Consider the following 21,375-nt stretch of genomic DNA (forward strand, 5'->3'; position numbering starts at 1 on the left):
GCTGATGACGGATCGTGAGGTGATGACGGATCGTGGGCTGATGACGGATCGTGCGGCGGCGCGGGAGTGGCATGCGTCACGGCCGCGATGATATCGGCCGGCGACCGCTGTCCGATCTTGCGAACTTCGCCGCGCCGAGGACAATCACCGGGGTGTCCGACGCGTTCTATCTGCCGACCGGCGATCCCGACCGGTTCGTCGCCACCCCGCACACGCAGGGCCCGTGGGGTGCCGACCTGCAACACGCGGGGCCGCCGTCCGCCCTGCTCGCCCGTGCGGTGGAACAGGTCGCCACCTCCGTCGACGGACCGGCCCAGGTCACCCGGCTGACGGTGGAGATCCTCGGCGCGGTGCCGGTCGCCGAGGTCACCGTCCGGGCCGCCCTCGCCCGGCCCGGACGTTCGGTCGAACTGGTCGAGGCGGAACTCTCCGCCGCCGGACGACCGGTGCTGCGGGCCCGGGTGTGGCGGATCCGCCGCACCCCGGTCGGCCTGCCGGCCGAGGCGGTCGCCGCTCCGGTGCCACCACCACCCCGGCCGGCGGCGTCGTCCGAATTCACCGAGCCCCGCTGGCAGACCGGGTACCTGCGGGCGATCGAGTGGCGGTTCGTCGAGGGGCACTTCGAGCGGCCGGGCCCGGCCTCGGTGTGGGCGCGGCAACGGGTTCCGCTGGTGGCCGGCGAGGAGCCGAGTCCGCTGCAACGCACCGCGCTGCTCGCCGACTCGGGGAACGGACTGAGCCGGCTGCTGGAGATGGCGGACTGGTGGTTCATCAACACCGAACTCACCGTGCACCTGCACCGTCAGCCGGCCGGGGACTGGATCTTCGTCCGGGCCGCGACGACACTGGACGAGCAGGGGTCAGGGCTGGCCGAGACGGTGCTCTTCGATGCCGCCGGTCGGGTGGGGCGGGGCGCCCAGGCCCTGATGGTGGGTCGACGCAACGACTGACCGAACCCAAGACGTACGTACGGATTGCATAGCGGGTCACTGCCTGGCACGATCGGGTCGTGCCCAGGGTAAGTCAGGACCAGCTCGACGCCCGCCGTCAGGAGATTCTCGGCGCGGCACGGGCCTGCTTCGCCCGACACGGCTACGAGGGCGCCACCGTGCGCCGGCTCGAAGAGGCGACGGGGCTCTCCCGGGGAGCCATCTTCCACCACTTCCGGGACAAGGACTCGCTCTTCCTCGCGGTTGCCGAGGACGACGCCGCCGCCATGGTCGAAACGGTGGCCCGCAACGGTCTGGTCCAGGTCATGCGCGACCTGCTCGAGGGCGCCACCTCGCCGGACACCACCGGCTGGCTGGGCAGCCAGCTCGAGGTCTCCCGGCGGCTCCGCACCGACCCCGCGTTCGCCAAGCGCTGGGCGGAACGCTCGGCAAGTCTGGCCGAGGCGACCCGGGAGCGGCTGGCCCGGCAGCGCGACGCCGGGGTGCTGCGCGACGACGTACCCATCGAGACGCTGGCCCGGTTCCTGGAGCTGGCCTACGACGGCCTGGTGCTCCAGTTGGCCATGGCCCGCCCGGCCGGTGACCTCAGCGCCGTCCTCGATCTGGTCGAGGAGGCGGTGCGGCGGCCCGGCCGCTGAGCCGTAGCCGGTCGGCCCGGCCGCTGAGCCGTAGCCGGTCGGCCCGGCCGCGATCTGGGCGTTGAGCAGGGCGAAGGGCACAGACGGGACACCGGTGGCGCGGTGGTTCCACAATGGGCTCCCGTCCGCCGTCCAAGATCGGAGCACGCGATGAAGGAAGTCCTTCCGTCGGAGGGTGACACCTGGGGCATTCCGGGCCCGACCTTCTTGACGATCTTTCTCGTGGCCGCCGGACTGATCGTGCTCACGACCGTGCTGCACCGGCTGGTCCGATTCGCCGGACGACGTCCACCGGAGGGCTTCGACCGGCTGCATCCGATCCGGGCCGCCTATCTCCACGGCGGTGGTCGGCTCGCCGTCTACACCGCACTCGGCATGCTCCGTGCCGCCGGAGCGGTCGGGGTCGCCCCGGACCGCACCCTGGTACTGACCGGCCCCCTGCCGGCCCTGGCCACCCCGCTCGACCAGGCCGTCTACCACGCGGCCAGCCGCCGGGGCAGTGCCCGGACGCTGCCGGTCGACGACGGAGTCTCGTACGCGCTGCACGAACTGCGTACCGAACTGTCCCGGGACGGGCTCGCCCTGCGCTGGACGACCCGGCTGGGCGCGGCGGTCGTACCCGTGCTGGCCGGGCTGGCGCTGGTCGCGGTAGGAGGCGTCCGGATGATCGCCGGAGCCGGTAACGGCAAGCCGGTACAGAACCTCTTCCTCGCCTGCACGGTATTCATGATCGTCATGATCATTCTGGCCAGCACCGTACCCAAGCGCACCCGGGCGGCCAAGAGGGCGCTGCGCAGCCTACGTCGCACGTATCGCCACCTCGGTCCCGGGCACGCCCCGGCGTACGCCACCTACGGTGCGGCGGGCGTGGCAATGGGAATAGCCATCTTCGGACCGGCCTCGCTCTGGGCCCTCGACCCGGAATTCGCGGCCGGGGCAGGCATCGAACGCACGCTCGGCACCGGGTTCTCCACCGGGTCCGGTTTCGACAGCAACGCCAACACCCACAACTATGCGAGCAGTTGCGGCGGCGGGGACAGTGGTAGTGGTGGTGGAGGAGACAGCGGCGGTGGAGGCGGAGGTTGTGGCGGATGATTCCTGACAGCTACGGCGTGGGCATCGGCTGGCGTCCGGAGATCGCCGGATTCGTCGCCGACCTACCCGGACTGCGCTTCGTCGAGGTGGTCGCCGAGTCGGTACCCGTCGCCGGGCCACCACCGCCGGCGCTGGCCGCACTACGCGACCGGGGCGTGGCCGTCGTCCCGCACGGGGTACGGCTCTCCCTCGGTGGTGCGGACCCGGTCGACCCGGAGCGGGTCAGCCGGTTCGCCCGGGTCGCCGAACTGCTGGACGCGCCCCTGGCCAGTGAGCACATCGCGTTCGTCCGGGCCGGCGGGGTCGAGGCGGGTCATCTGCTGCCGCTGCCGCGTACCCGGGAGGCGGTCGACGCGGTGGTCGCGAACGTCGCCCGGGTCCAGGCCGAGCTGACCGTACCGCTCGCCCTGGAGCCGATCGCCGCGCTGTTCGACTGGCCGGACGACGAGCTGGACGAGGCCCACTTCCTCGGTGAGATCCTCGACCGGACCGGCGCGCTGCTGCTGCTCGACATCGCCAACGTCTACGCCAACGCCCACAACCGGGGCAATGATCCGCTCGACCTGCTCGATCGGCTGCCGCTGGACCGGGTCGGCTACGTACACGTCGCCGGGGGTGCCGCACACGACGGGATCTACCACGACACGCACACCGATCCGGTGCCGGACGCGGTACTCGAACTGGTCGCCGAACTGTCCGCCCGGCACCGGCCGCCGGCGCTGCTGCTGGAGCGGGACGGGCACTATCCACCGGCGGCGGCCCTACGCGGTGAACTCGACGCGATCGCCGCCGCCTCCGGCCACCCCCGTGTGACATGACCGGCCGGACACCGGCGTCGGGGCCGGTCCCGGCGGAAGACTCGACCGAGCGGGTGACCGGCGTCGCCGGCACGCTGGCCGAGCGGCAGGCGGCGCTGGTGGCGACGCTGGTGGCGGGGGCGCCGGTGCCGCCGGGATTCGACGTCCGGCTGGTCGGGGCGGCCCGCTCGGCGCTGCTGCGCAAGCGGGCTGGCGAGGTCGCCCGGTACTGGCCACTGCTCGCGGCGGGGCTCGGTGAACGCTGGCCCGCCGTCTTCGCCCGCTGGGCGGCCACCCGCCCCACCCAGGGCTCGCTGCGCGACGGCTGGGACCTGGCCCGCGAACTGGCCGGCGAGGGTCCGCTGCCGGCGCCGGCCGCCGAGGAACTCGCCGTCCGCGAGGCCCTCTGGCGGTACGACGGGACAACGGCACCCCGGCGGCGGAGGCTGCCGGCGATCCACCGCGCCGACGGAGTGACGGTGCTGCAACTCGCCGGCCGGATCCGGCTCTGGTCCGGCCGGAACCGGTGACCCGACCAGCACGTTCCGCCACCCGCCAACCCAAGATCCGGTTCTCCGGGCATACGCCATAGGATGATGTGCATGGATCTCGGACTCGCGGACCGGGTGTACGTGTTGACCGGCGCGTCGAAAGGTCTCGGCTTCGCCACCGCGCGGTCCCTGGTGGCCGACGGCGCCCGGGTGGTCATCTCGGCCCGGAACGCCAATCAGGTGGCCGAGGCGGCGCGCCAGCTCGGCGACGAGGAGCGGGCGGTGGGCCTCTGCGCCGACCTGACCGATCCCGACACCGCGGCACGGCTGGTCGACACCGCCATGGCACGGTTCGGCCGGCTCGACGGCGCGCTCGTCTCGGTCGGCGGGCCGCCCAGGGGCAGCGCCGCCCAGGTCACCGACGAACAGTGGCGGAACTCGTTCGAGACGATCTTCCTCGGCACGCTGCGGACCGCGCGTACCGTCGCGGCGGCGCTCTCCGACGGCGGCGCGATCGGTCTGGTGCTGTCCAACTCGGCCCGCGCACCGATCCCTGGCCTCGGCATCTCGAACGGCCTGCGCCCAGGGCTCGCCGGTGCCGCGAAGGACATGGCCGACGAGTACGGCCCACGCGGCGTACGCGTCGTCAGCCTGCTCCCGGGGCGGATCCTCACCGACCGCAACCGTGAACTCTTCGCCGCCACCGGCGACCCGGACCGGGCCCGCGCCGACGCGGAGGCGGAGATCCCGTTGCGCCGGATCGGCGACCCGGCGGAGTTCGGCCGGGTTGCCGCGTTCGTCCTCTCCCCCGCCGCCAGCTACCTGACCGGGGTCTCCATTCCGATCGACGGTGGCGCCCTGCGGGGTCTCTGACCCGAGTGCCGACGATGCCGGCCTACGCGTCGGCCCGGATCCGCCAGTAGGCCGGACCGGACCGGCTGTCGGGTGCCGGGCGGTGGTTCCGGTCACCGGGGTGGGCGCCGACGGGCGGGCGTCGGCGCGATGCGGCAGGATCGTCGGCATGGCATCGCTGACCGTGCCCGGCGGCACCGGGTCGGTCCGGCCGAACCCGGTCGGCGGGCGGAAGCTGCCCCGCCCGACCCCCGCCGAGTTGGCCGCGGCGGCCGACCTGCTGCTGCCGGACCTGATCGCCCCGGATCTGGACGTGCTGTTCTGCGGGATCAATCCGGGTCTCTACTCGGCCGCGACCGGGCGCCACTTCGCCCGTCCCGGCAACCGTTTCTGGCCGGCCCTGCACCGGAGTGGGTTCACCCCGCACCTGGTCGATCCGGCCGACCAGGCGGAGCTGCTGACGTACGGGCTGGGCATCACGAACCTGGCCGACCGGGCGAGCGCCCGGGCGGACGAGCTGACCCGGGACGAACTCGCCGAGGGCGGTCGCCAGTTGGTCGACAAGATCCGGCGCTACCGGCCGCGCTGGGTGGCCGTGCTGGGCGTCACGGCGTACCGGGTCGCGTTCGACCGGCGGTCGGCGGTCCTCGGCCGGCAGGACGGGACGCTCGGTGGCGCCGAGCTCTGGGTACTGCCGAATCCGAGCGGACTCAACGCGCACTACACGCCCGCCGGACTGGCCACCGAGTTCGCGGCCCTGCGGGCGGCGGTGGGCGCACCGGTCAGCCGGCGGCGATCACCTCGATCTCGACCAGCCAGTCACTGACCAGCGTCTCGGCGACGATCGCCGTGGTCGGGACCGCCCGGCCCCCCAGGGCCGCGACCCGGGCCTGCGCGTTGGCCGTGGCGTACGACGCGTCCCGCAGATAGCTGGTGAGGCGGACGATGTTGTCGACGGTCATGTCGGCGTCGGCGAGGATCGTCCGCAGGTTGGACCAGATGAGCCGCAGCTGCTCGTCCAGGTTCTTTCCCGCCACGCCCCGGGCGTCCAGTCCCATCGTCCCGGCGACGAACAGCAGGCGCTCGGCACCGCGAACCTCGACCGCGTGCACGTAGTCCTCGGTGGCCGGATAGATCCCCTCGGTCGGACTGTGCGGCACAATCTGCATTCGACACTTCCCCCGTGAATCTGATGCCGACTCGCGTTTGACGGAGCACGGTAACACCGACCCCACGTCCGGCGCCCCAGGTTTTCGTCGCCGGCGGCGACTCCCGAGTCGGGTCAGACCGGGTCGTAGTCGGGACGCGGCACGGTGATCACCGGCTCCGGGCCGACCGCGTCGGCGTACGGGGCCGGGGAGTCCGCCACCGCGAACTGCGTCCGGTACAGCTCGGCGTACAGGCCGCCGACCGCCACCAGCTCGTCGTGCCGGCCGCGCTCGACGATCCGCCCGTGATCCATGACCAGGATCTGGTCCGCCTCCCGTACGGTCGACAGCCGGTGCGCGATGACCAGCGCGGTACGACCGCTCAGCGCGACCGAGAGCGCCCGCTGCACCGCCGCCTCGGACTCGGAGTCGAGGTGCGCGGTGGCCTCGTCGAGGATGACGATCGACGGGGCCTTCAGCAGCAGCCGGGCGATCGCGATCCGCTGCTTCTCGCCGCCGGAGAACCGGTAGCCGCGTTCGCCCACCATGGTGTCGAGCCCGTCCGGCAACTCCCGGACCAGTTCCTCGACCTGGGCGCCGCGCAACGCCGCCCAGAGTTCGTCGTCCGTCGCGTCCGGCTTGGCGTACCGGAGATTTTCCGCGATCGTCTCGTGGAACAGGTGCGAATCCTGGGTCACCACGCCGATCGTGTCGCGGAGCGAGTCCGCGGTGGCGTTCCGGACGTCCACTCCGCCGACCCGCACCTCCCCGTCGGTCACGTCGTAGACCCGGGAGACCAGCATCGAGGTGGTGGACTTGCCGGCGCCGGAGGGTCCGACCAGCGCCACCATCTGCCCCGGCTCGACGGTGAACGAGACTCCGCGCAGCACCGGCTCGTTGACCGTCCGGTCCAGGGCGGCGACGTCCTCCAGGGAGGCGAGCGACACCTCGGCGGCGCTCGGGTAGCGGAACCGGACGTCCCGGAACTCCAACCGCCCGGCGCTACGCGGGATGGCCACCGCGTTCGGCTTCTCCGCGATGGACGGGGTGAGGTCGAGCACCTCGAAGACCCGGTCGAAGGAGACCAGCGCGCTCATCACGTCGACCCGGACGTTCGACAGCGCGGTCAGCGGACCGTAGAGGCGGGTCAGCAGCAGGGCGAGGGTGACCACGGTGCCGGCGCTCACGTTGCCGCGTACCGCGAGCCAGCCGCCGAGACCGTAGGTCAGCGCCTGGGCCAGCGAGGCGACCAGCAGCATCGCGACGAAGAAGGTCCGGGAGTACATCGCGGACTGGATGCCGATGTCGCGGACCCGTTCGGCCCGGTCCCCGAACCGCCGCGCCTCGACGTCCGGACGGCCGAAGAGCTTGACCAGCAGTGCTCCGGCCACCCCGAACCGCTCGGTCATGGTGGCGTTCATCTTCGCGTCGAGGTCGTACGACTCCCGGGTGATCTCCGCCAGGCGCTTGCCGACCCGCCGGGCCGGAATGATGAAGATCGGCAGCAGTACGAGGGAGAGCGCGGTGATCTGCCAGGAGAGGGTGAACATGACGGCGGCGGTGAGCACCAGTTGGATGATGTTGCTGACCACCCCGGACAGGGTGCTGGTGAAGGCCCGCTGGGCGCCCGTCACGTCGTTGTTGATCCGGCTGACCAGCGCCCCGGTCTGGGTCCGGGTGAAGAACTGCAGGGGCATCCGCTGCACGTGGTCGTAGACCCGGGTCCGCAGGTCGAGGATGATCCCCTCGCCGATCCGGGCCGAGTACCACCGCTGGGCCAGCGAGAGCAGCGCGTCGACCACCGCGAGGCCGGCGATCACCAGGGCCAGCCGGACCACCAGGCTGCCCGCGTCCGAGCCGCCCCGGGAGATGGCGTTGATGACGTCGCCGGCCAGCACCGGGGTCGCCACACCGATGATCGCGGCGACGACCACGGTGACCAGGAACACCCCGATGTCGCGCCGGTAGGGACGGGCGAACTCGACGACCCGTCGGACCCCGCGCCGGGTGACCCGGTGGGCGGTGACCTCGTCGCCGTTGCGCAACGACCGCAGCATGCCCCAGCCGCCCATGCCGCCACCGGAACCCATCCCGTTCACCACGCACGACCTCCCACTCTTCGACGACTACGACAACCGGAGTGGCGGCCCGAATCTTCCCGAATGTTCCTCCATGATCAAATTTATCGGACGCGCCATCGGCGTCCAGGCTATTCGCCGGCTCTGACAGGACAGGCTATTCGCCGGCCCCGGCAAGATCACGGAGGCGGCGGGTCTGCGCCTCGCGTTCGGCCCGCTGCTGGTCCGCCGGAGAGCGGCCAGCCGCGCCGGCAAGCAGGGCTTTGATCTCCACCACCGCGTTCCGGTTGGCGGCCAGGACCGCGCCGACGAGATCCTCGACCGCCGCGTCGAGCTCGGCCTGCGGCACGACCACGGTGGCCAGGCCGAGCTGTTCGGCCTCGACCGCGTCGACCCGCCGACCGGTGACGCAGATCTCCAGGGCCCGGGCGTAGCCGACCAGGTCCACCAGACGCTTCGTGCCGGCGAGGTCGGGCACCAGGCCGAGCGCGACCTCGGCCATCGAGAACCTGGCGTCGTCGGTCAGCACCCGAAGGTCGCAGGCCAGGGCGAGTTGGAAGCCCGCGCCGATCGCATGGCCCTGCACCGCCGCGATCGAGAGAAGATCGGGGCGGTGCAGCCAGGTGAATCCGGCCTGGAATCCGGCAATGCGATCGGCGCACTCCTCCGGTGACAGCGCGGCCAGCGCCGCCAGGGAGTTCCCCGCCGCCGGGTCGTTGACCACCGACAGGTCGAGCCCAGCGGAAAAGGCCCGACCCTCGCCCCGCACCACCACGACCCGTACGTCGCCTGGGAGATCCCGGGAGAAGTCATACATCGCCCGCCACATCTCGGGCGTCTGTGCGTTGAGTACGTCGGGCCGGCACAACGTCACTGTCGCGACCGGCCCGTCGCAATTCAGTCGTACGCCGACGGTCACGAATGAATCCGCAGGCGTTCGGGTCCGGACCAGGCTGCTGAGCCGGTCACGCCTTCTTACGACGACGAGCGCCGCCACGCTGACGAAGCTGTACACCAGACTCGGTGAGCACCCGGTGGATGAACCCGTAGGAACGGCCGGTCGAGGCCGCCAGGGCGCGGATGCTTTCGCCGGAGGTATACCGCTTGACCAGGTCCTTGGCGAGCGTCTGACGCTCGGCTCCGACGATCCTGCGACCCTTCTCAGTGCTGGTGGCTGTGCCAGTGGCTGCCATGTTGATTCCTCACGTCCCAGACTGTGCGGTTCGATACGGTCCCACCTATTAGACCGCCTCGAACGATCATGCGCTAGATATCAACTCTTCGCCAACCGACACGCACAGCAGTGTCAGTTTCCCGATTGAGTGATTGCGCCGACCTCGCCATCCGTCCTCACCGGGGAGTTTCCGCCGCACCTCAGCGTGGGTTTGTGCCCTGGTCGGCGCGTTGCCGACCCGCGCGGTCGGAGTTTTCGCACCCGTAGCGCGAGTTTCCTTCCGACCCGGTCAAGTTTCGCTCGCCGCCGATCGAGTTTCCATCCCCGCCCGCGAAGTTCAGCTCGCCGTCGGTCGAGTTTCCGTCTCCCGCTCGGATTCAGTCAGACGGATTCCGCAGAATGGTGACCACCCCCGTACGGTGTCGCATGTGGCAGATCAAGTCGGCATCGTGGCGAGCGCGGTGGCCATCTTCGCCGCCACCGACATCGACGACATTGTCGTACTGACCGTCCTCTTCGTGACCTCGCGCACGGCGGGTCGGCCGCGACCCTGGCAGATCGTCGTCGGTCAGTACGCCGGAATCGGCGCACTGGTGACCGCCAGCGTGGCGGGGGCGGCCGGGCTACTGGTGGTGCCGGACCCGTGGACCGGTCTCCTCGGGTTGCTGCCGGTGGCCCTCGGCGTACGTGCCCTGCTGCGCCGCACCGACGACGACACCGGTACGCCGAGGGTGGTCACCGGGGCACTCGGGGTGGCCGGGGTGACGATCGCCAACGGCGCGGACAACATCGCCGTCTACGTACCGGTGTTCCGGGCGCTCGGTCCGGCCGAGGTCGAAACGTACCTGGTCGTCTTCGTCGGCCTGATCGCGCTCTGGTGCGCGGCGGCGGCCTGGCTGGGCAGCCACCCACGGGTGATCCGGCTGGTGGACCGGGTGGGCCACTGGCTGGTGCCGGTGGTCTTCATCGGCATCGGGCTGGTCATCCTGGTCAGCTCCGGCGTGCTGGGCCGGCTCACCGGCCTCGGCTGACGACCGGGGCCGGTCGGTCCGGCCCGGCCCGGCTCGGGGCCGGCGCGGGGTCAGGCCAGCTCGACGAGTTCGAGCAGGTCGTCGCTCCAGGCGTCCTCGTCGCCGTCCGGCAGCAGGATCGCCCGGTCGGGCTTGAGCGCCAGCACCGCGCCCGGATCGTGGGTGACCAGGACGATCGCGCCGGGATAGCGGGCGATCGCGTCGAGCACCTGCTCCCGGCTCACCGGGTCGAGGTTGTTGGTGGGCTCGTCCAGGAGCAGCACGTTGGCGCCCGAGCAGACCAGTGTGGCCAGCGCCAGCCGGGTCTTCTCACCGCCGGAGAGCACCCCGGCCGGCTTGTCCACGTCGTCGCCGGAGAAGAGGAAGGCGCCCAGGATCTTGCGCAGGTCGGTGTCGGACTGTTCGAAGGCGGCGCTGCGCATGTGATCAAGGACGGTCCGGTCGACGTCCAGCGTCTCGTGCTCCTGGGCGTAGTAACCCAGCCGCAGCCCGTGCCCCGGCCGGACCTCACCGGTGTCGGATTCCAGCAGTCCGCCGAGGATGCGCAGCAGGGTGGTCTTGCCGGCACCGTTGAGTCCGAGAATCGCCACCCGGGAACCACGGTCGACCGCGACGTTCACGTCCGTGAAGATCTCCAACGAGCCGTACGACTTCGACAGGCCGGTCGCGGTGAGCGGCGTCTTGCCACAGGACGCCGGGTTGGGGAAGCGCACCTTGGCCACCCTGTCGGCGACCCGGGCATCCTCCAGCCCGGAGAGCAGCTTCTCGGCCCGGCGGGCCATGTTCTGCGCGGCCACCGTCTTGGTCGCCTTGGCCCGCATCTTGTCGGCCTGGGCCATCAGCGCCCCGGCCTTCTTCTCGGCGTTGGCCCGTTCCCGGCGGCGCCGCCGCTCGTCGGTCTCCCGCTGTTCCAGGTAGGTCTTCCAGCCGACGTTGTAGACGTCCACCACCGAGCGGGTGGCGTCCAGGAACCAGACCTTGTTGACCACGGCGTCCAGCAGCGAGGCATCGTGACTGATCACGATCAGCCCGCCCTTGTGCCCGGCGAGGAAGCCACGCAGCCAGGTGATCGAGTCGGCGTCGAGGTGGTTGGTCGGCTCGTCGAGCAGCAGGATCCCGCCGCCGCCGGCGGCCGCGTCCCGGAACAGGATCCGGGCCAGCTCGACCCGGCGGCGCTGGCCACCGGAGAGGGTGCCGATGGTCTGTCCGAGCACCCGGTCGGGCAGCCCGAGGTTGGCGCAGATCCGGGCCGCCTCGGCCTCGGCGGCGTACCCGCCGAGGGAGGCGAACTGGTCCTCCAGGGTGCCGTACCGGCGGACGAGCCGTTCGTCCCCGGACTCGTCGGCGAGCCGCTCCTCGATCTCCTTCATCTGGGCCATCAGGACGTCCAGGCCACGCGCGGAGAGCACCCGGTCCCGGGCGGTCACCCCGAGATCGCCGGTCCGGGGGTCCTGCGGGAGGTAGCCCACCGGGCTGCGCCGGTCGATCTGGCCGGTGTACGGCTGGCCCTCGCCGGCCAGGACCTTGAGCGTGGTGGTCTTGCCGGCGCCGTTGCGGCCGACCAGACCGATCCGGTCGCCGGGCTGCACCCGCAGGGTGGTGTCGGACAGCAGGATCCGGGCGCCGGCACGGAGTTCCAGGCCGCTCGCAGTGATCATGTCGGAGAACTCGCTCTCGGGGTCGAAGGCTGACTCAGGGCACACAAACCAGCCGGCGGACCTGTCGATCCGTCGGCGCGGGGCGTTCAGCCTTCGCAGAGCAGCACGGAACCGATTGTACCGGGCGGCACGGTGGAGCCGTCCACGGATTACCAATCAAGATCACCGGGTATCGCCAACACCAAAATTCGGGCGATCGGGGTTGTGATGGAACTCAACGAGGACGCACGCATCGATACCAGCCAGGTGGAGGACCGGCGCGGGTCCGGCGGCGGGTTGGCTGGGATACCCATCCCGATCTCCGGCCGGGGTGGCCTGATCGGCCTCGTGATCACCGTCGTGGTCGCGCTGGTCGGCGGCGGCTTCGGAATCAACCAACTGACCGGGGACGGTGGCGACCAGGGCGACAACACCGCGCTCGAACAGCGGTGCGCCGCCGACGACGCCCTCCGTCACCTCGACTGCCGCAACAACCTCTTCATCAACTCCATCCAGGCGTACTGGCAGCGGGCGCTGCCGGAGCACTTCGACCGGCCGTACCAGCAGTCCGACACCGTCTTCTTCGAGCAGGCGGTGAGCAGCGGCTGCGGCCAGGCCGACTCGGGCGTGGGGCCGTTCTACTGCCCCCTGGACGACAAGGTCTACATCGACCTGAGCTTCTACCGGGTCCTGGCCGAACAACTCGGCGCACCCGGCGAGTTCGCCCAGCCGTACGTGCTGGCGCACGAGTACGGCCACCACGTGCAGGACCTGCTCGGCACCGAGGCCCGGGTACGCGAGCAGCGGGAACAGAGTCCGGACGACGCCAACCAGCTGTCGGTGCTGCTGGAACTCCAGGCGGACTGCTATGCCGGCGCCTGGGCGAAGAACGCCACCGGTACCGCCGACGAGCGGGGCGTGAAGATCTTCACGAGCCTCAGCGGGCAGGACATCCAGGAGGGCCTGGACACGGCGGCGGCGATCGGTGACGACGCGATCCAGCGGAAGTCCGGCGGCCGGATCGACGAGTCGCAGTTCACCCACGGCAGCTCGGCGGATCGGCAGAAGTGGTTCAACACCGGCTACCAGAACGGGAACCCGACCGCCTGCGACACCTTCAAGGCCGCCGGCTGAGCCCGGCCGCTCTCCGGGCTCTCCGGGCTCTCCGGAGCGGGCCGACGCGGCGGCAGCACGGCGGGAGACTCACTCCGGGTCCCGGACCAGTACGCGTACCGCGCGGGCGGCGGTGACCGCTTCGACCAGGACCGCGTGCCGGGGCTCGGGCACGTCGAGCAGCCGTTCCGCCCGCAGCGGCACCAGCGGCGCCAGCCGCCGGTCGGCGAGAATCCCGTCGACCGCCCGCCGGTCGCCACCGCCCACCACCGCCGAGAGCCGGTCGGCCTCCGGCAGCAGCAGCCGGACCGCCAACTCGGCCGCGTCCGCCATGGCCGCCTTCGCCTGGTTGTCCCGCCGCCGGGCGAAGCGCTGCTGGGACCAGCCACCGGCGGCGGTACGCCCCTGGACGTACCGGGTGTCCACCTTGGACACCACGAGCCGCTCGCCGTCGGCAACGCCGACCGCGACGGCGCCCTTGCGGGCCAGCAGCAGGCCCAGCCGGCGCGGCGCCCCGACGGCCGCGAGGAATCCGGCCAGGTCGTCGGCGCCGGGCATCCCCGGTGGCGGATGCAGCACCGCGGCGGTGCCGTCCGGGGCGGCGAGCCGGAGCCCGTCCGGTCCCGGGCCGATCTCCGGCGGCCCGCCGTGGCGCTCGGTGAAGCCCTCGATCCAGCGCGCCATCCGGGCCGGCGGGACGTCCACCCACCGGCCACCCCCGGCAGCGGGTCGGCTGTTCATCAAGAGCCGCCCGAGAAACCCCTGGCTTCAGCCACGGGGAGGAAAGGGCGGTCAAGCGCGGTGGTGGTTCTCGGCATGGTGCCGACTCCTCCGTGCGGGCGAAACTGTCGGATGTGGCTGGGGTGGTTGCGGGTGTGGGCGAGACGGTGCGGTACACCTACCGGTTGCGTCCCGGTGCGACCGCGCGGGCTGCGCCGGCGATGCGGAAGGCGATGGTGGCGGCCTCGAATACACCACGCGTGGGTTCTCGATCCGCGACCAGCGGCTGCGGCTGCCCGGCGGCGTCAGCATTCCCGTCGTCTGGTCCCGCGAGCTGCCGTCCGATCCGACCAGTGTCCGGGTCTACCAGGACCGCCTCGGACACTGGTGCGCGTCCTTCGTCGTGCGCCGCGAGATCACGCCCGCGCCCGAGGTCAAGGGGGCGATCGGTGTCGACTGGGGTGTGGCGACGACCGCGACCACGACAGATGCCGTCTACGATCTGCCGTACCTCGGCCATCGGAAACGGTGTGCCGCCGAGCTGGCCAAGGCGCAGCGTCGGATGGCCCGGCGTCGTCGGGTGAAGGGCGCCCGGCCGTCGAACGGCTACCTGCGCGCCAAACGCCAGGCGGCGAAGGTGGCGAAGAGGGCGGCTCGGCAGAACATCCACGACGCCCGGGTTTGGGCGAAGAAGGTCGTCGACAACCACGCGACGATCGCCGTGGAGGACTTCAAACCGAGATTCCTCGCCGGATCCCGGATGGCGCGTAAGGCTGCTGATGCGGCGATCGGGGCGGCGAAGCGGGAACTGGTCGAGCGTGGCTCGCGGGCGGGCCGGAAGGTGGTGCTGGTGCCGCCCGCCTACACCACGATGACCTGCTCGCAGTGCGGTACGAGAGCCAAGAACCGCCTCGGGCTGGGTGTCAGAGTCTTCCGGTGCGACACCTGCGGACACACCGCCTGCCGCGACCGGAACGCCGCGAGGACGATCCTCGCCACGGCAGAGCGTGACCGTGCTGGTGCCGACGACGTGAGACATGCAATCACCTCCTCGCAGGATGGTGCTCGGGTGCGGTCTGAGCCAGAAATCCCCCGGCTGCCAGCCATGGGGAAGCGTTAATCCCAGACCGTACGGCACGGCACCGCCGGATCAGCGCAGCAGCAGTTCGACGGCGAGCACCGCGACCAGGGCGCTGGAGACGAGCGCGGTGCCCAGCCGACCCCGGGGCCCGGCCAGCAGGCGGCCGAGCAGTGAGCCGCCGGAGGCGACCAGCAACTGCCAACTCGCCGACGCACCGAACGCGGCGGCCACGAACACCAGCTCCCCGCCCGCCGACCAGTCGACGGCGGCCTGCCGACCGAGCACCAGCGCGGTGAAGTAGAGGACCGTCAACGGATTCAGCAGGGTCAGCGCCAACAACCCGCCGTACGCCCGGACCGGCGTGCCCAGGCCGCGGTCGGTAGCGGCGGGTCGACCCGGATCACGGCGGTGCCGGAGGGCCCCGTACGCACCGGAGGCCGCCAGCCCCAGCAGTACGGCGACGGCGATCCAGCGCAGCGGCTCGGCGACCGGTTCGATCAGACCGGCGAGCGCGGCGCCACCGAGCACGGCGACGGCGGCGTAGAGCCCGTCGGCGGTGGCCACCCCCAGGGCCGCCGCCGCGCCCACCCGGATCGAGGTACGCGCGGTCAGACCGATCACGAGAATCGCGATGGCCCCGACCGGTACGGCGACGCCGTACCCGGCCAGCAGGCCGGCGACGAACGCGTCGGTCACGACGGCGGAGGGCTGATCGGCACCGGACCGGCGCACCGCTGCTGTCGCCGGGCGGCCGAAGCCACGACGGCGGAAGCACTGGTGCGGAAGGTCGGCGCGATCATGCGCCGATTCTGGCGCAGAGCCCGGCCGTCCCGCGACGGATTATCCGGGGGCCGTCACCCGAGTCCCGTCATCCGGGGCCGGACCGCGTCGCACCGCACCGGACCGCTTCGCACCGCACCGGACCGCTTCGCACCGGACCGGACCGGACGGGACCGCCCGAGGGAACCGCGATCGGGCGCCGCTGGTCTATCTATCGACAGCGTGGAATAGATACCATTTGGAACCTGAGTGTCCTTCAGGTATGCCCGGACGCCGGCGGAAGGATCCCCCCATGCCCCGACGCGCCACCTTCCGCCGCGGATCCGTCGCCAGCCTCGCCGCGCTCGTCGTGGCGGCGATCGCGTTGACCGCCACCCCCGCACCGGCCGCACCCACCGGAACCGGCCCGGCGGTCGTCGCGCCCGCGCCCGCCCCCGAGCCGGCCGTGAGGGCGGACACGACCGCGTTCGCGGCCGGCGACCACTGCCTGGGTGAGTGCGCCGACATCCTGCCGCCCGGCCAGAACGGCAACGCCACCCTGGTCGACGTCCTCGCCAACCAGGCACTGGGCGTGCTGCCGGCGCACTCGGGAGACCAACTCGGCCCGTACGCCGACCTGGTCTACTCGTACGCCGGGTTGCGGGAGGACCAGATCGGGGCGTTCTTCAACGACGCCTCCTTCGGAGTGCCGGCGGGCCAGGCCGAACGCACCTACTCCCCGCGCGCCGACGTGACGATCGTGCGGGACCGGGCGAACGGGATCCCGCACGTCACCGGCACCACCCGGGGCGGCACGATGTACGGCGCCGGGTACGCCGGTGCGGAGGACCGACTGTTCACGATGGACCTGCTCCGGCACGTCGGCCGGGGCACGCTCACCCCGTTCGCGGGTGGGGCGCCGGGCAACCGCGCGTTGGAGCAGAGCGTCTGGCGGAACTCGCCGTACCGGGAGGCGGACCTACAGGCCCAGGTCGCCGCGCTACGCGACCAGGGTGCCCGGGGCGAGCAGCTCTACGCCGACGTGCAGGAGTACATCGCCGGGATCAACGCCTACATCCGGCACTGCATGGCCAATCGCAACTGCCCCGGCGAGTACGTGCTGACCGGGCATCTGGACGCGATCACCAACGTGGGCGGGCCGGAACAGTTCCAGATGACCGACCTGATCGCGATCGCCGGGGTGGTCGGCGGCCTGTTCGGCGGCGGCGGTGGCCACGAGATGCAGTCCGCGCTGGTCCGGATCGCCGCCCGGGCCCGGTACGGGGCAGTCGAGGGCGACAAGGTGTGGACCGCGTTCCGGGCGCAGAACAATCCGGAGGCGGTGCTGACCCTGCACGACGGGCAGAGCTTCCCGTACGGCGCCGCGGACCCGGACGCGCCGAGCGTCGTACTGCCCGACCCGGGTTCCGCCCAGGTGGAGGCGGTGACCGCCAATCCCACCGGATCGGCCCGGGGCTCCGCCGGCGGCCCCTCGGAGCTGGCCGCCGCGCTATCCGGCCTGACCATCACCCCGGCCAACCGGGGCATGTCCAACGCCGCCGTCATCTCCGGCGCGCACTCCGAGACCGGCCATCCGATCGCCGTCTTCGGCCCACAGACCGGGTACTTCGCGCCGCAGTTGCTGATGATGCAGGAGTTGCAGGGGCCGGGGATCAGCGCCCGGGGCGCCGCCTTCGCCGGGGTCAACCTCTACGTGCTGCTCGGCCGGGGCCAGGACTACGCCTGGAGCGCCACCTCGTCCAGCCACGACATCACCGACACCTACGTACTGCCGCTGTGCACGGTGGACGGCAGCACGCCCACCCTGGCCAGCAACCACTACCGGTACCGGGGACAGTGCCTGGCGATGGAGGAGATCTCCCACGTCAACTCGTGGCGGCCGACCCTCGCGGACAGCACCCCGGCCGGCTCGTACACCATGGTCGCCCGGCGGACGAAGCTGGGGCTGGTGGGCTGGCGGGGCACCGTGGGAGGTGCGCCGCACGCGTTCACCCAGCTCCGCTCCACCTACCGGCACGAGGCGGACTCCGCGATCGGGTTCCAGCTCTTCAACGATCCGGCCGCGATGGGCAGCGCGGCGCAGTTCATCACGGCGGCGGCCGAGGTCGAATACGCCTTCAACTGGTTCTACGTCAACGCGACCGAGTCGGCGTACTTCAACTCCGGGCTAAATCCGGTCCGGGCCGCCGGGGCCAACCCGAACCTGCCTATCCGGGCCGAGGCGGCGTACGAGTGGCAGGGCTACGACCCGGACACCAACACGGCCGACTACGCCCCGCTCGCGGCGCACCCCCAGTCGGTGGACCAGGACTACTACGTCTCCTGGAACAACAAGCAGGCCAAGGACTTCGGCGCGGCCGACGGCAACTTCAGCTTCGGCTCGGTGCACCGGGGCGACCTGCTGGACAAGCCGATCCGGGCCGCGCTGGAGGACGGCCGGAAGTTCGACCGGGCCTCGTTGACCTCGCTGGTGGAGCGCGCCGGGCTGACCGACCTACGCGGCATCGAGGTGCTGGACGAGCTGATCCGGGTGCTGGAGAGCCAACCGGTCGACGACACCGCCCTGGCCGGGACCGTCGGCAAGCTGAAGGCGTGGCGACAGGCCGGCGCGTTGCGGGTGGAGACCGCGCGGGGCTCGAAGACGTACCAGCACGCCGAGGCGATCAGGATCTTCGACGCCTGGTGGCCACTGCTGGTCCGGGGCCAGTTCGCCGCCCCGCTCGGCGCCGACCTCTACCGGGCGATGGTCAACGCCATGCAGATCAACGAGTCGCCGTCCGGGCAGCAGCGCGGGGACACCTCGGACCTGCCCGGCTCGGCCGCCGAGGCGCAGACGCACAAGGGCTCGTCGTTCCAGTACGGCTGGTGGAGCTACGTCGACGCCGACCTGCGGGCCGTACTGGGCGAGCCGGTGCCGGGCGGGCTGGGCCGGACGTACTGCGGCGACGGAAGTCTGCCGGCCTGCCGGCAGATCCTGCTCGACACGCTGCGGACCGCCGCCGCCCAGCCGGCCGCCGAGGTCTATCCCGGCGACGACCACTGCGCGGCCGGGGACCAGTGGTGCGCCGACGCCATCGTGCAGTCACCGCTGGGCGGGATCAAGCACGCCACGATCGCCTGGCAGAACCGGCCGACGTACCAGCAGGTGGTGTCGTTCCCGGCCCGTCGGGGCGACGACCTGACCAACCTGGCCGCCGGGCGGACGGTGGCCGCGTCGAGCAGCCAGTTCGGCTACGACGCGGCCCGAGCGGTGGACGGAAACTCCGGTACCCGTTGGGCCAGTTCCTGGGCGGACAACCAGTCGATCACGGTGGATCTGGGTTCCGTCCGGCCCGTCGGCCGGGCGGTACTGAGCTGGGAGGCCGCCTACGCCCGGTCGTACCGGATCGAGGTCTCCACCGACGGCGGCACCTGGCGTCCGGTCTGGTCGACCACCGCCGGCAACGGTGGTACGGACAACGTCGACTTCGCCGCCACCCCGGCCCGCTACGTCCGGATGTACGGCCAGACCCGAGCCACCGGCTGGGGCTTCTCCCTCTGGGAGTTCCAGGTCTACGCCCACTGAACCGGAGACGTCGACGACCTGTCGTCGTCACTACGACAACAGGTCGTCAACATCCACGACGGACGAGTTATACGTTGAAACCCAGGGCGCGGAGTTGGTCGCGGCCCTCGTCGGTGATCTTGTCGGGGCCCCACGGCGGCAGCCACACCCAGTTGATCCGGATGTCCGAGACCAGCCCGCCACCCGGGCCGGTGGTCAGCGCCGACCGCGCCTGGTCCTCGATCACGTCGGTCAGCGGGCAGGCCGCCGAGGTGAGCGTCATGTCCAGGGTCGCCACGTTCTCGTCGTCGACGTGCACCCCGTACACCAGACCGAGGTCGACCACGTTGATGCCCAGCTCGGGGTCGACGACGTCCTTCATCGCCTCTTCGATGTCGGCGACCGCGGCCTTGCCGGTCGACGCGGTCGCCATGTCCTGATCAGTCATGCCGTCTTCACCTCGCTCCGCTCGTTCTTGTCATCACTACCGGCCTCGAATTCGATCCCGGCCCGCGCCGCGGCGTCCTTGAACGCCATCCACGGCAGCAACGCGCACTTCACCCTGGCCGGATAGCGGGCCACCCCGGCGAACGCCACCGCGTCCCCCAGCAGTTCCTCGTCCGGGGTCACCTGACCCCGACCCGACATCAGCTCGACGAACGCCGCGTGCACCGCGAACGCCTCGTCGGCGCCCCGGCCGGTCAGCAGTTCGTGCAGCACGCTCGCCGAGGCCTGGCTGATCGAGCAGCCCATGCCGTCGTACGAGACGTCACTGAGCGTGTCCGCGTCGAGGGCGACCCGTACCGTCACCTCGTCCCCGCAGGTCGGGTTGACGTGATGCGCCTCGGCGGCGTACGGCTCCCGCAGCCCACGCCCGTGCGGATGCTTGTAGTGGTCCAGGATGATCTCCTGGTAGAGCTGGTCGACCTGCATTACCCGAACACCTTCCGTACCTGTTCCAGACCGCGCACCAGGGCGTCGACCTCACTGGTCGTGGTGTACAGGTAGAACGACGCGCGAGTGGTCGCCGGTACGCCGAAGCGCACGCAGACCGGTCGCGCACAGTGATGGCCGACCCGCACCTCGACGCCCTGGGCGTCCAGCACCTGGCCGACGTCGTGCGGATGGATGCCGTCCAGCGCGAAGGAGATGGTGCCGCCCCGGCCGACCGGCACCGTCGGACCGAAGATCCGCAGCCCGGGAACCGTGTCCAGGGCGTCCAGCGCGTACGCGGTCAGCTCCTTCTCGTGCCACTGGATCGCCCGCATCCCGATCCCGGACAGGTAGTCCACCGCCGCGCCCAGCGCCACCGCCTCGGCGATCGGCGGAGTGCCCGCCTCGAACCGGGCCGGCGGCGGCGCGTACGTCGAGCCGGCCATGCTGACCGTCTCGATCATCGAACCACCGCCGAACACCGGCGGCATCGCGGCCAGCAGCTCGCCCCGACCCCAGAGCACCCCGATGCCGCTCGGCGCGCACATCTTGTGCCCGGTGAAGGCGATGAAGTCGGCGTCCAGGTCGACCACGTCGATCGGCAGGTGCGGCACCGACTGCGAGCAGTCGAGCAGCAGCAGCGCGCCGACCTGGCGGACCCGCTCGGTGATCCGCGCGGTGGCGTTGATCGTGCCGAGGATGTTGGACATGTGCACGAACGAGACCAGCTTGGTCCGCTCGTTGACCAACTCCTCCAGGCCGGACTCGTCCAGCCGGCCGCCGTCGGTGACCGGGAACCAGCGCAGCGTGGCGCCGGTCCGCTCGCAGAGGAGCTGCCACGGCACGATGTTCGAGTGGTGCTCCATCTCGGAGATCACGATCTCGTCGCCGGGGCCGATCCGGAACCGGGGGTCACCGCCGGTGCCGACCGAAGCGTTCGAGAAGGCGTACGCGACCAGGTTGATCGCCTCGGTGGAGTTCTTGGTGAACACCACCTCGTCCGGACTCGGCGCGTTGATGAACGCCGCGACCTTGCCCCGGGCTCCCTCGTACGCCTCGGTCGCCTCGGTGCCGACCGTGTGCACCGAGCGGGAGACGTTGCCGTTGTGCCGCTCGTAGTGCTCACGCAGCGCGTCCAGCACCTGGCGGGGCTTCTGCGAGGTGTTCGCGCTGTCCAGGTAGACCATGGGGTGGCCGTTGACCTCGCGACCCAGGATCGGGAAGTCCGCCCGTACCGCTTCCACGTCGAACCGCGGCACGTCGTCGTACTGTGGCATCCCCGGTGGGATCGCGATCGCGCTCATCTCGACGGT

Annotated in this window: 21 protein-coding genes; 11 read left to right on the top strand and 10 right to left on the bottom strand. The window is 71.4% G+C overall.

Annotated elements, in window-relative coordinates; all coding sequences use genetic code 11:
- The first annotated feature begins 152 nt into the window (after positions 1–152).
- The 7 genes from ACFP2T_RS33390 (at position 153) to mug (ending at position 5,649) form a co-directional block, all read left to right on the top strand.
- Positions 153–950 carry a thioesterase family protein gene (locus tag ACFP2T_RS33390; RefSeq protein ID WP_377428842.1) on the top strand — a complete coding sequence of 266 codons (798 nt, stop codon included), beginning with the start codon at positions 153–155 and terminating at the stop codon, positions 948–950.
- 59 nt (positions 951–1,009) lie between these two features.
- Positions 1,010–1,588, top strand: coding sequence for a TetR/AcrR family transcriptional regulator (locus ACFP2T_RS33395; RefSeq protein ID WP_377428844.1), 579 nt, complete (start codon positions 1,010–1,012; stop codon positions 1,586–1,588).
- Positions 1,589–1,738: 150 nt separating this feature from the next.
- On the top strand, positions 1,739–2,683 hold the full coding sequence (locus ACFP2T_RS33400; RefSeq protein ID WP_377428846.1) for a TIGR04222 domain-containing membrane protein: 945 nt from the start codon (positions 1,739–1,741) through the stop codon (positions 2,681–2,683).
- On the top strand, positions 2,680–3,501 hold the full coding sequence (locus ACFP2T_RS33405; RefSeq protein ID WP_377428848.1) for an MbnB/TglH/ChrH family RiPP precursor modification enzyme: 822 nt from the start codon (positions 2,680–2,682) through the stop codon (positions 3,499–3,501). Before ACFP2T_RS33400 ends, ACFP2T_RS33405 begins: the two co-directional genes overlap by 4 nt.
- Complete coding sequence (locus tag ACFP2T_RS33410; RefSeq protein WP_377428850.1) at positions 3,498–4,010, top strand: SCO6045 C-terminal-like domain-containing protein; 513 nt, start codon at positions 3,498–3,500, stop codon at positions 4,008–4,010. The genes ACFP2T_RS33405 and ACFP2T_RS33410 overlap by 4 nt, the downstream gene beginning before the upstream one ends.
- Positions 4,011–4,082: 72 nt before the next feature.
- On the top strand, positions 4,083–4,844 hold the full coding sequence (locus ACFP2T_RS33415) for an SDR family oxidoreductase (RefSeq protein ID WP_377428852.1): 762 nt from the start codon (positions 4,083–4,085) through the stop codon (positions 4,842–4,844).
- A 148-nt stretch (positions 4,845–4,992) separates the two neighbouring features.
- Positions 4,993–5,649 carry a G/U mismatch-specific DNA glycosylase gene (gene mug / locus ACFP2T_RS33420; RefSeq protein ID WP_377428853.1) on the top strand — a complete coding sequence of 219 codons (657 nt, stop codon included), beginning with the start codon at positions 4,993–4,995 and terminating at the stop codon, positions 5,647–5,649.
- Here mug and ACFP2T_RS33425 read toward each other — a convergent pair.
- The 4 genes from ACFP2T_RS33425 to ACFP2T_RS33440 all read right to left on the bottom strand — a co-directional run bounded on the left by ACFP2T_RS33425 (position 5,606) and on the right by ACFP2T_RS33440 (position 9,242).
- Positions 5,606–5,992: a RidA family protein gene (locus tag ACFP2T_RS33425; protein WP_377428855.1), complete on the bottom strand. Its 387-nt coding sequence runs from the start codon at positions 5,990–5,992 to the stop codon at positions 5,606–5,608. The two genes, mug and ACFP2T_RS33425, sit on opposite strands and share 44 nt — an antisense overlap.
- Positions 5,993–6,105: 113 nt before the next feature.
- Positions 6,106–8,061, bottom strand: coding sequence for an ABC transporter ATP-binding protein (locus tag ACFP2T_RS33430; protein WP_377428976.1), 1,956 nt, complete (start codon positions 8,059–8,061; stop codon positions 6,106–6,108).
- Between the two features lie 145 nt (positions 8,062–8,206).
- The gene (locus tag ACFP2T_RS33435; protein ID WP_377428857.1) at positions 8,207–8,968 is read right to left on the bottom strand and encodes an enoyl-CoA hydratase/isomerase family protein; all 762 of its coding nucleotides are present in this window, start codon (positions 8,966–8,968) and stop codon (positions 8,207–8,209) included.
- 46 nt (positions 8,969–9,014) lie between these two features.
- On the bottom strand, positions 9,015–9,242 hold the full coding sequence (locus tag ACFP2T_RS33440; protein WP_007462679.1) for a helix-turn-helix domain-containing protein: 228 nt from the start codon (positions 9,240–9,242) through the stop codon (positions 9,015–9,017).
- A 409-nt stretch (positions 9,243–9,651) separates the two neighbouring features.
- Here ACFP2T_RS33440 and ACFP2T_RS33445 point away from each other — a divergent pair, with 409 nt between their 5' ends.
- The gene (locus ACFP2T_RS33445) at positions 9,652–10,254 is read left to right on the top strand and encodes a cadmium resistance transporter (RefSeq protein WP_377428862.1); all 603 of its coding nucleotides are present in this window, start codon (positions 9,652–9,654) and stop codon (positions 10,252–10,254) included.
- Positions 10,255–10,304: 50 nt separating this feature from the next.
- Here the strand turns inward: ACFP2T_RS33445 and ACFP2T_RS33450 are convergent, their stop codons facing one another.
- Positions 10,305–11,912: an ABC-F family ATP-binding cassette domain-containing protein gene (locus ACFP2T_RS33450; protein WP_377428864.1), complete on the bottom strand. Its 1,608-nt coding sequence runs from the start codon at positions 11,910–11,912 to the stop codon at positions 10,305–10,307.
- Positions 11,913–12,119: 207 nt separating this feature from the next.
- On the opposite strand from ACFP2T_RS33450, the gene ypfJ reads away from it, so the two are divergent.
- The gene (gene ypfJ, locus ACFP2T_RS33455; RefSeq protein ID WP_377428866.1) at positions 12,120–13,025 is read left to right on the top strand and encodes a KPN_02809 family neutral zinc metallopeptidase; all 906 of its coding nucleotides are present in this window, start codon (positions 12,120–12,122) and stop codon (positions 13,023–13,025) included.
- Positions 13,026–13,094: 69 nt separating this feature from the next.
- Here ypfJ and ACFP2T_RS33460 read toward each other — a convergent pair whose 3' ends face one another.
- The gene (locus tag ACFP2T_RS33460) at positions 13,095–13,745 is read right to left on the bottom strand and encodes an acVLRF1 family peptidyl-tRNA hydrolase (protein ID WP_377428868.1); all 651 of its coding nucleotides are present in this window, start codon (positions 13,743–13,745) and stop codon (positions 13,095–13,097) included.
- Between ACFP2T_RS33460 and ACFP2T_RS33465 the strand changes: the two genes are divergently transcribed.
- Positions 13,663–14,844 carry an RNA-guided endonuclease InsQ/TnpB family protein gene (locus tag ACFP2T_RS33465; RefSeq protein WP_377428870.1) on the top strand — a complete coding sequence of 394 codons (1,182 nt, stop codon included), beginning with the start codon at positions 13,663–13,665 and terminating at the stop codon, positions 14,842–14,844. The genes ACFP2T_RS33460 and ACFP2T_RS33465 overlap by 83 nt on opposite strands.
- 30 nt (positions 14,845–14,874) lie before the next feature.
- Here ACFP2T_RS33465 and ACFP2T_RS33470 read toward each other — a convergent pair whose 3' ends face one another.
- Positions 14,875–15,501 carry a LysE family transporter gene (locus ACFP2T_RS33470; RefSeq protein WP_377428872.1) on the bottom strand — a complete coding sequence of 209 codons (627 nt, stop codon included), beginning with the start codon at positions 15,499–15,501 and terminating at the stop codon, positions 14,875–14,877.
- Positions 15,502–15,877: 376 nt separating this feature from the next.
- Between ACFP2T_RS33470 and ACFP2T_RS33475 the strand changes: the two genes are divergently transcribed.
- The gene (locus ACFP2T_RS33475; protein WP_377428874.1) at positions 15,878–19,150 is read left to right on the top strand and encodes a penicillin acylase family protein; all 3,273 of its coding nucleotides are present in this window, start codon (positions 15,878–15,880) and stop codon (positions 19,148–19,150) included.
- 67 nt (positions 19,151–19,217) lie between these two features.
- Here the strand turns inward: ACFP2T_RS33475 and ACFP2T_RS33480 are convergent, their stop codons facing one another.
- Genes ACFP2T_RS33480 through ACFP2T_RS33490 form a run of 3 tightly spaced genes read right to left on the bottom strand, consistent with a single transcriptional unit; the run spans position 19,218 to position 21,366 of the window.
- Complete coding sequence (locus ACFP2T_RS33480) at positions 19,218–19,577, bottom strand: metal-sulfur cluster assembly factor (RefSeq protein WP_377428876.1); 360 nt, start codon at positions 19,575–19,577, stop codon at positions 19,218–19,220.
- Positions 19,574–20,062, bottom strand: coding sequence for a Fe-S cluster assembly sulfur transfer protein SufU (gene sufU, locus ACFP2T_RS33485; protein WP_377428878.1), 489 nt, complete (start codon positions 20,060–20,062; stop codon positions 19,574–19,576). The genes ACFP2T_RS33480 and sufU overlap by 4 nt, the downstream gene beginning before the upstream one ends.
- On the bottom strand, positions 20,062–21,366 hold the full coding sequence (locus ACFP2T_RS33490) for a cysteine desulfurase (RefSeq protein WP_377428880.1): 1,305 nt from the start codon (positions 21,364–21,366) through the stop codon (positions 20,062–20,064). The genes sufU and ACFP2T_RS33490 overlap by 1 nt, the downstream gene beginning before the upstream one ends.
- Positions 21,367–21,375: the final 9 nt, after the last annotated feature.

Source organism: Plantactinospora solaniradicis (assembly GCF_042658085.1).
In the GTDB taxonomy this organism is placed as follows: Bacteria; Actinomycetota; Actinomycetes; order Mycobacteriales; family Micromonosporaceae; genus Plantactinospora; species Plantactinospora solaniradicis.

Excerpts from the sequence above, each read along its gene's own strand:
- ACFP2T_RS33405 (WP_377428848.1), top strand. The coding sequence starts at position 2,680 with ATGATTCCTGACAGCTACGGCGTGGGCATCGGCTGGCGTCCGGAGATC.
- sufU (WP_377428878.1), bottom strand. The coding sequence starts at position 20,062 with ATGCAGGTCGACCAGCTCTACCAGGAGATCATCCTGGACCACTACAAG.
- mug (WP_377428853.1), top strand. The coding sequence starts at position 4,993 with ATGGCATCGCTGACCGTGCCCGGCGGCACCGGGTCGGTCCGGCCGAAC.
- ACFP2T_RS33440 (WP_007462679.1), bottom strand. The coding sequence starts at position 9,242 with ATGGCAGCCACTGGCACAGCCACCAGCACTGAGAAGGGTCGCAGGATC.
- ACFP2T_RS33415 (WP_377428852.1), top strand. The coding sequence starts at position 4,083 with ATGGATCTCGGACTCGCGGACCGGGTGTACGTGTTGACCGGCGCGTCG.
- ACFP2T_RS33460 (WP_377428868.1), bottom strand. The coding sequence starts at position 13,745 with ATGAACAGCCGACCCGCTGCCGGGGGTGGCCGGTGGGTGGACGTCCCG.
- ACFP2T_RS33425 (WP_377428855.1), bottom strand. The coding sequence starts at position 5,992 with ATGCAGATTGTGCCGCACAGTCCGACCGAGGGGATCTATCCGGCCACC.
- ACFP2T_RS33410 (WP_377428850.1), top strand. The coding sequence starts at position 3,498 with ATGACCGGCCGGACACCGGCGTCGGGGCCGGTCCCGGCGGAAGACTCG.
- ACFP2T_RS33430 (WP_377428976.1), bottom strand. The coding sequence starts at position 8,061 with ATGGGTTCCGGTGGCGGCATGGGCGGCTGGGGCATGCTGCGGTCGTTG.
- ACFP2T_RS33480 (WP_377428876.1), bottom strand. The coding sequence starts at position 19,577 with ATGACTGATCAGGACATGGCGACCGCGTCGACCGGCAAGGCCGCGGTC.
- ypfJ (WP_377428866.1), top strand. The coding sequence starts at position 12,120 with ATGGAACTCAACGAGGACGCACGCATCGATACCAGCCAGGTGGAGGAC.
- ACFP2T_RS33475 (WP_377428874.1), top strand. The coding sequence starts at position 15,878 with ATGCCCCGACGCGCCACCTTCCGCCGCGGATCCGTCGCCAGCCTCGCC.
- ACFP2T_RS33450 (WP_377428864.1), bottom strand. The coding sequence starts at position 11,912 with ATGATCACTGCGAGCGGCCTGGAACTCCGTGCCGGCGCCCGGATCCTG.
- ACFP2T_RS33490 (WP_377428880.1), bottom strand. The coding sequence starts at position 21,366 with ATGAGCGCGATCGCGATCCCACCGGGGATGCCACAGTACGACGACGTG.
- ACFP2T_RS33400 (WP_377428846.1), top strand. The coding sequence starts at position 1,739 with ATGAAGGAAGTCCTTCCGTCGGAGGGTGACACCTGGGGCATTCCGGGC.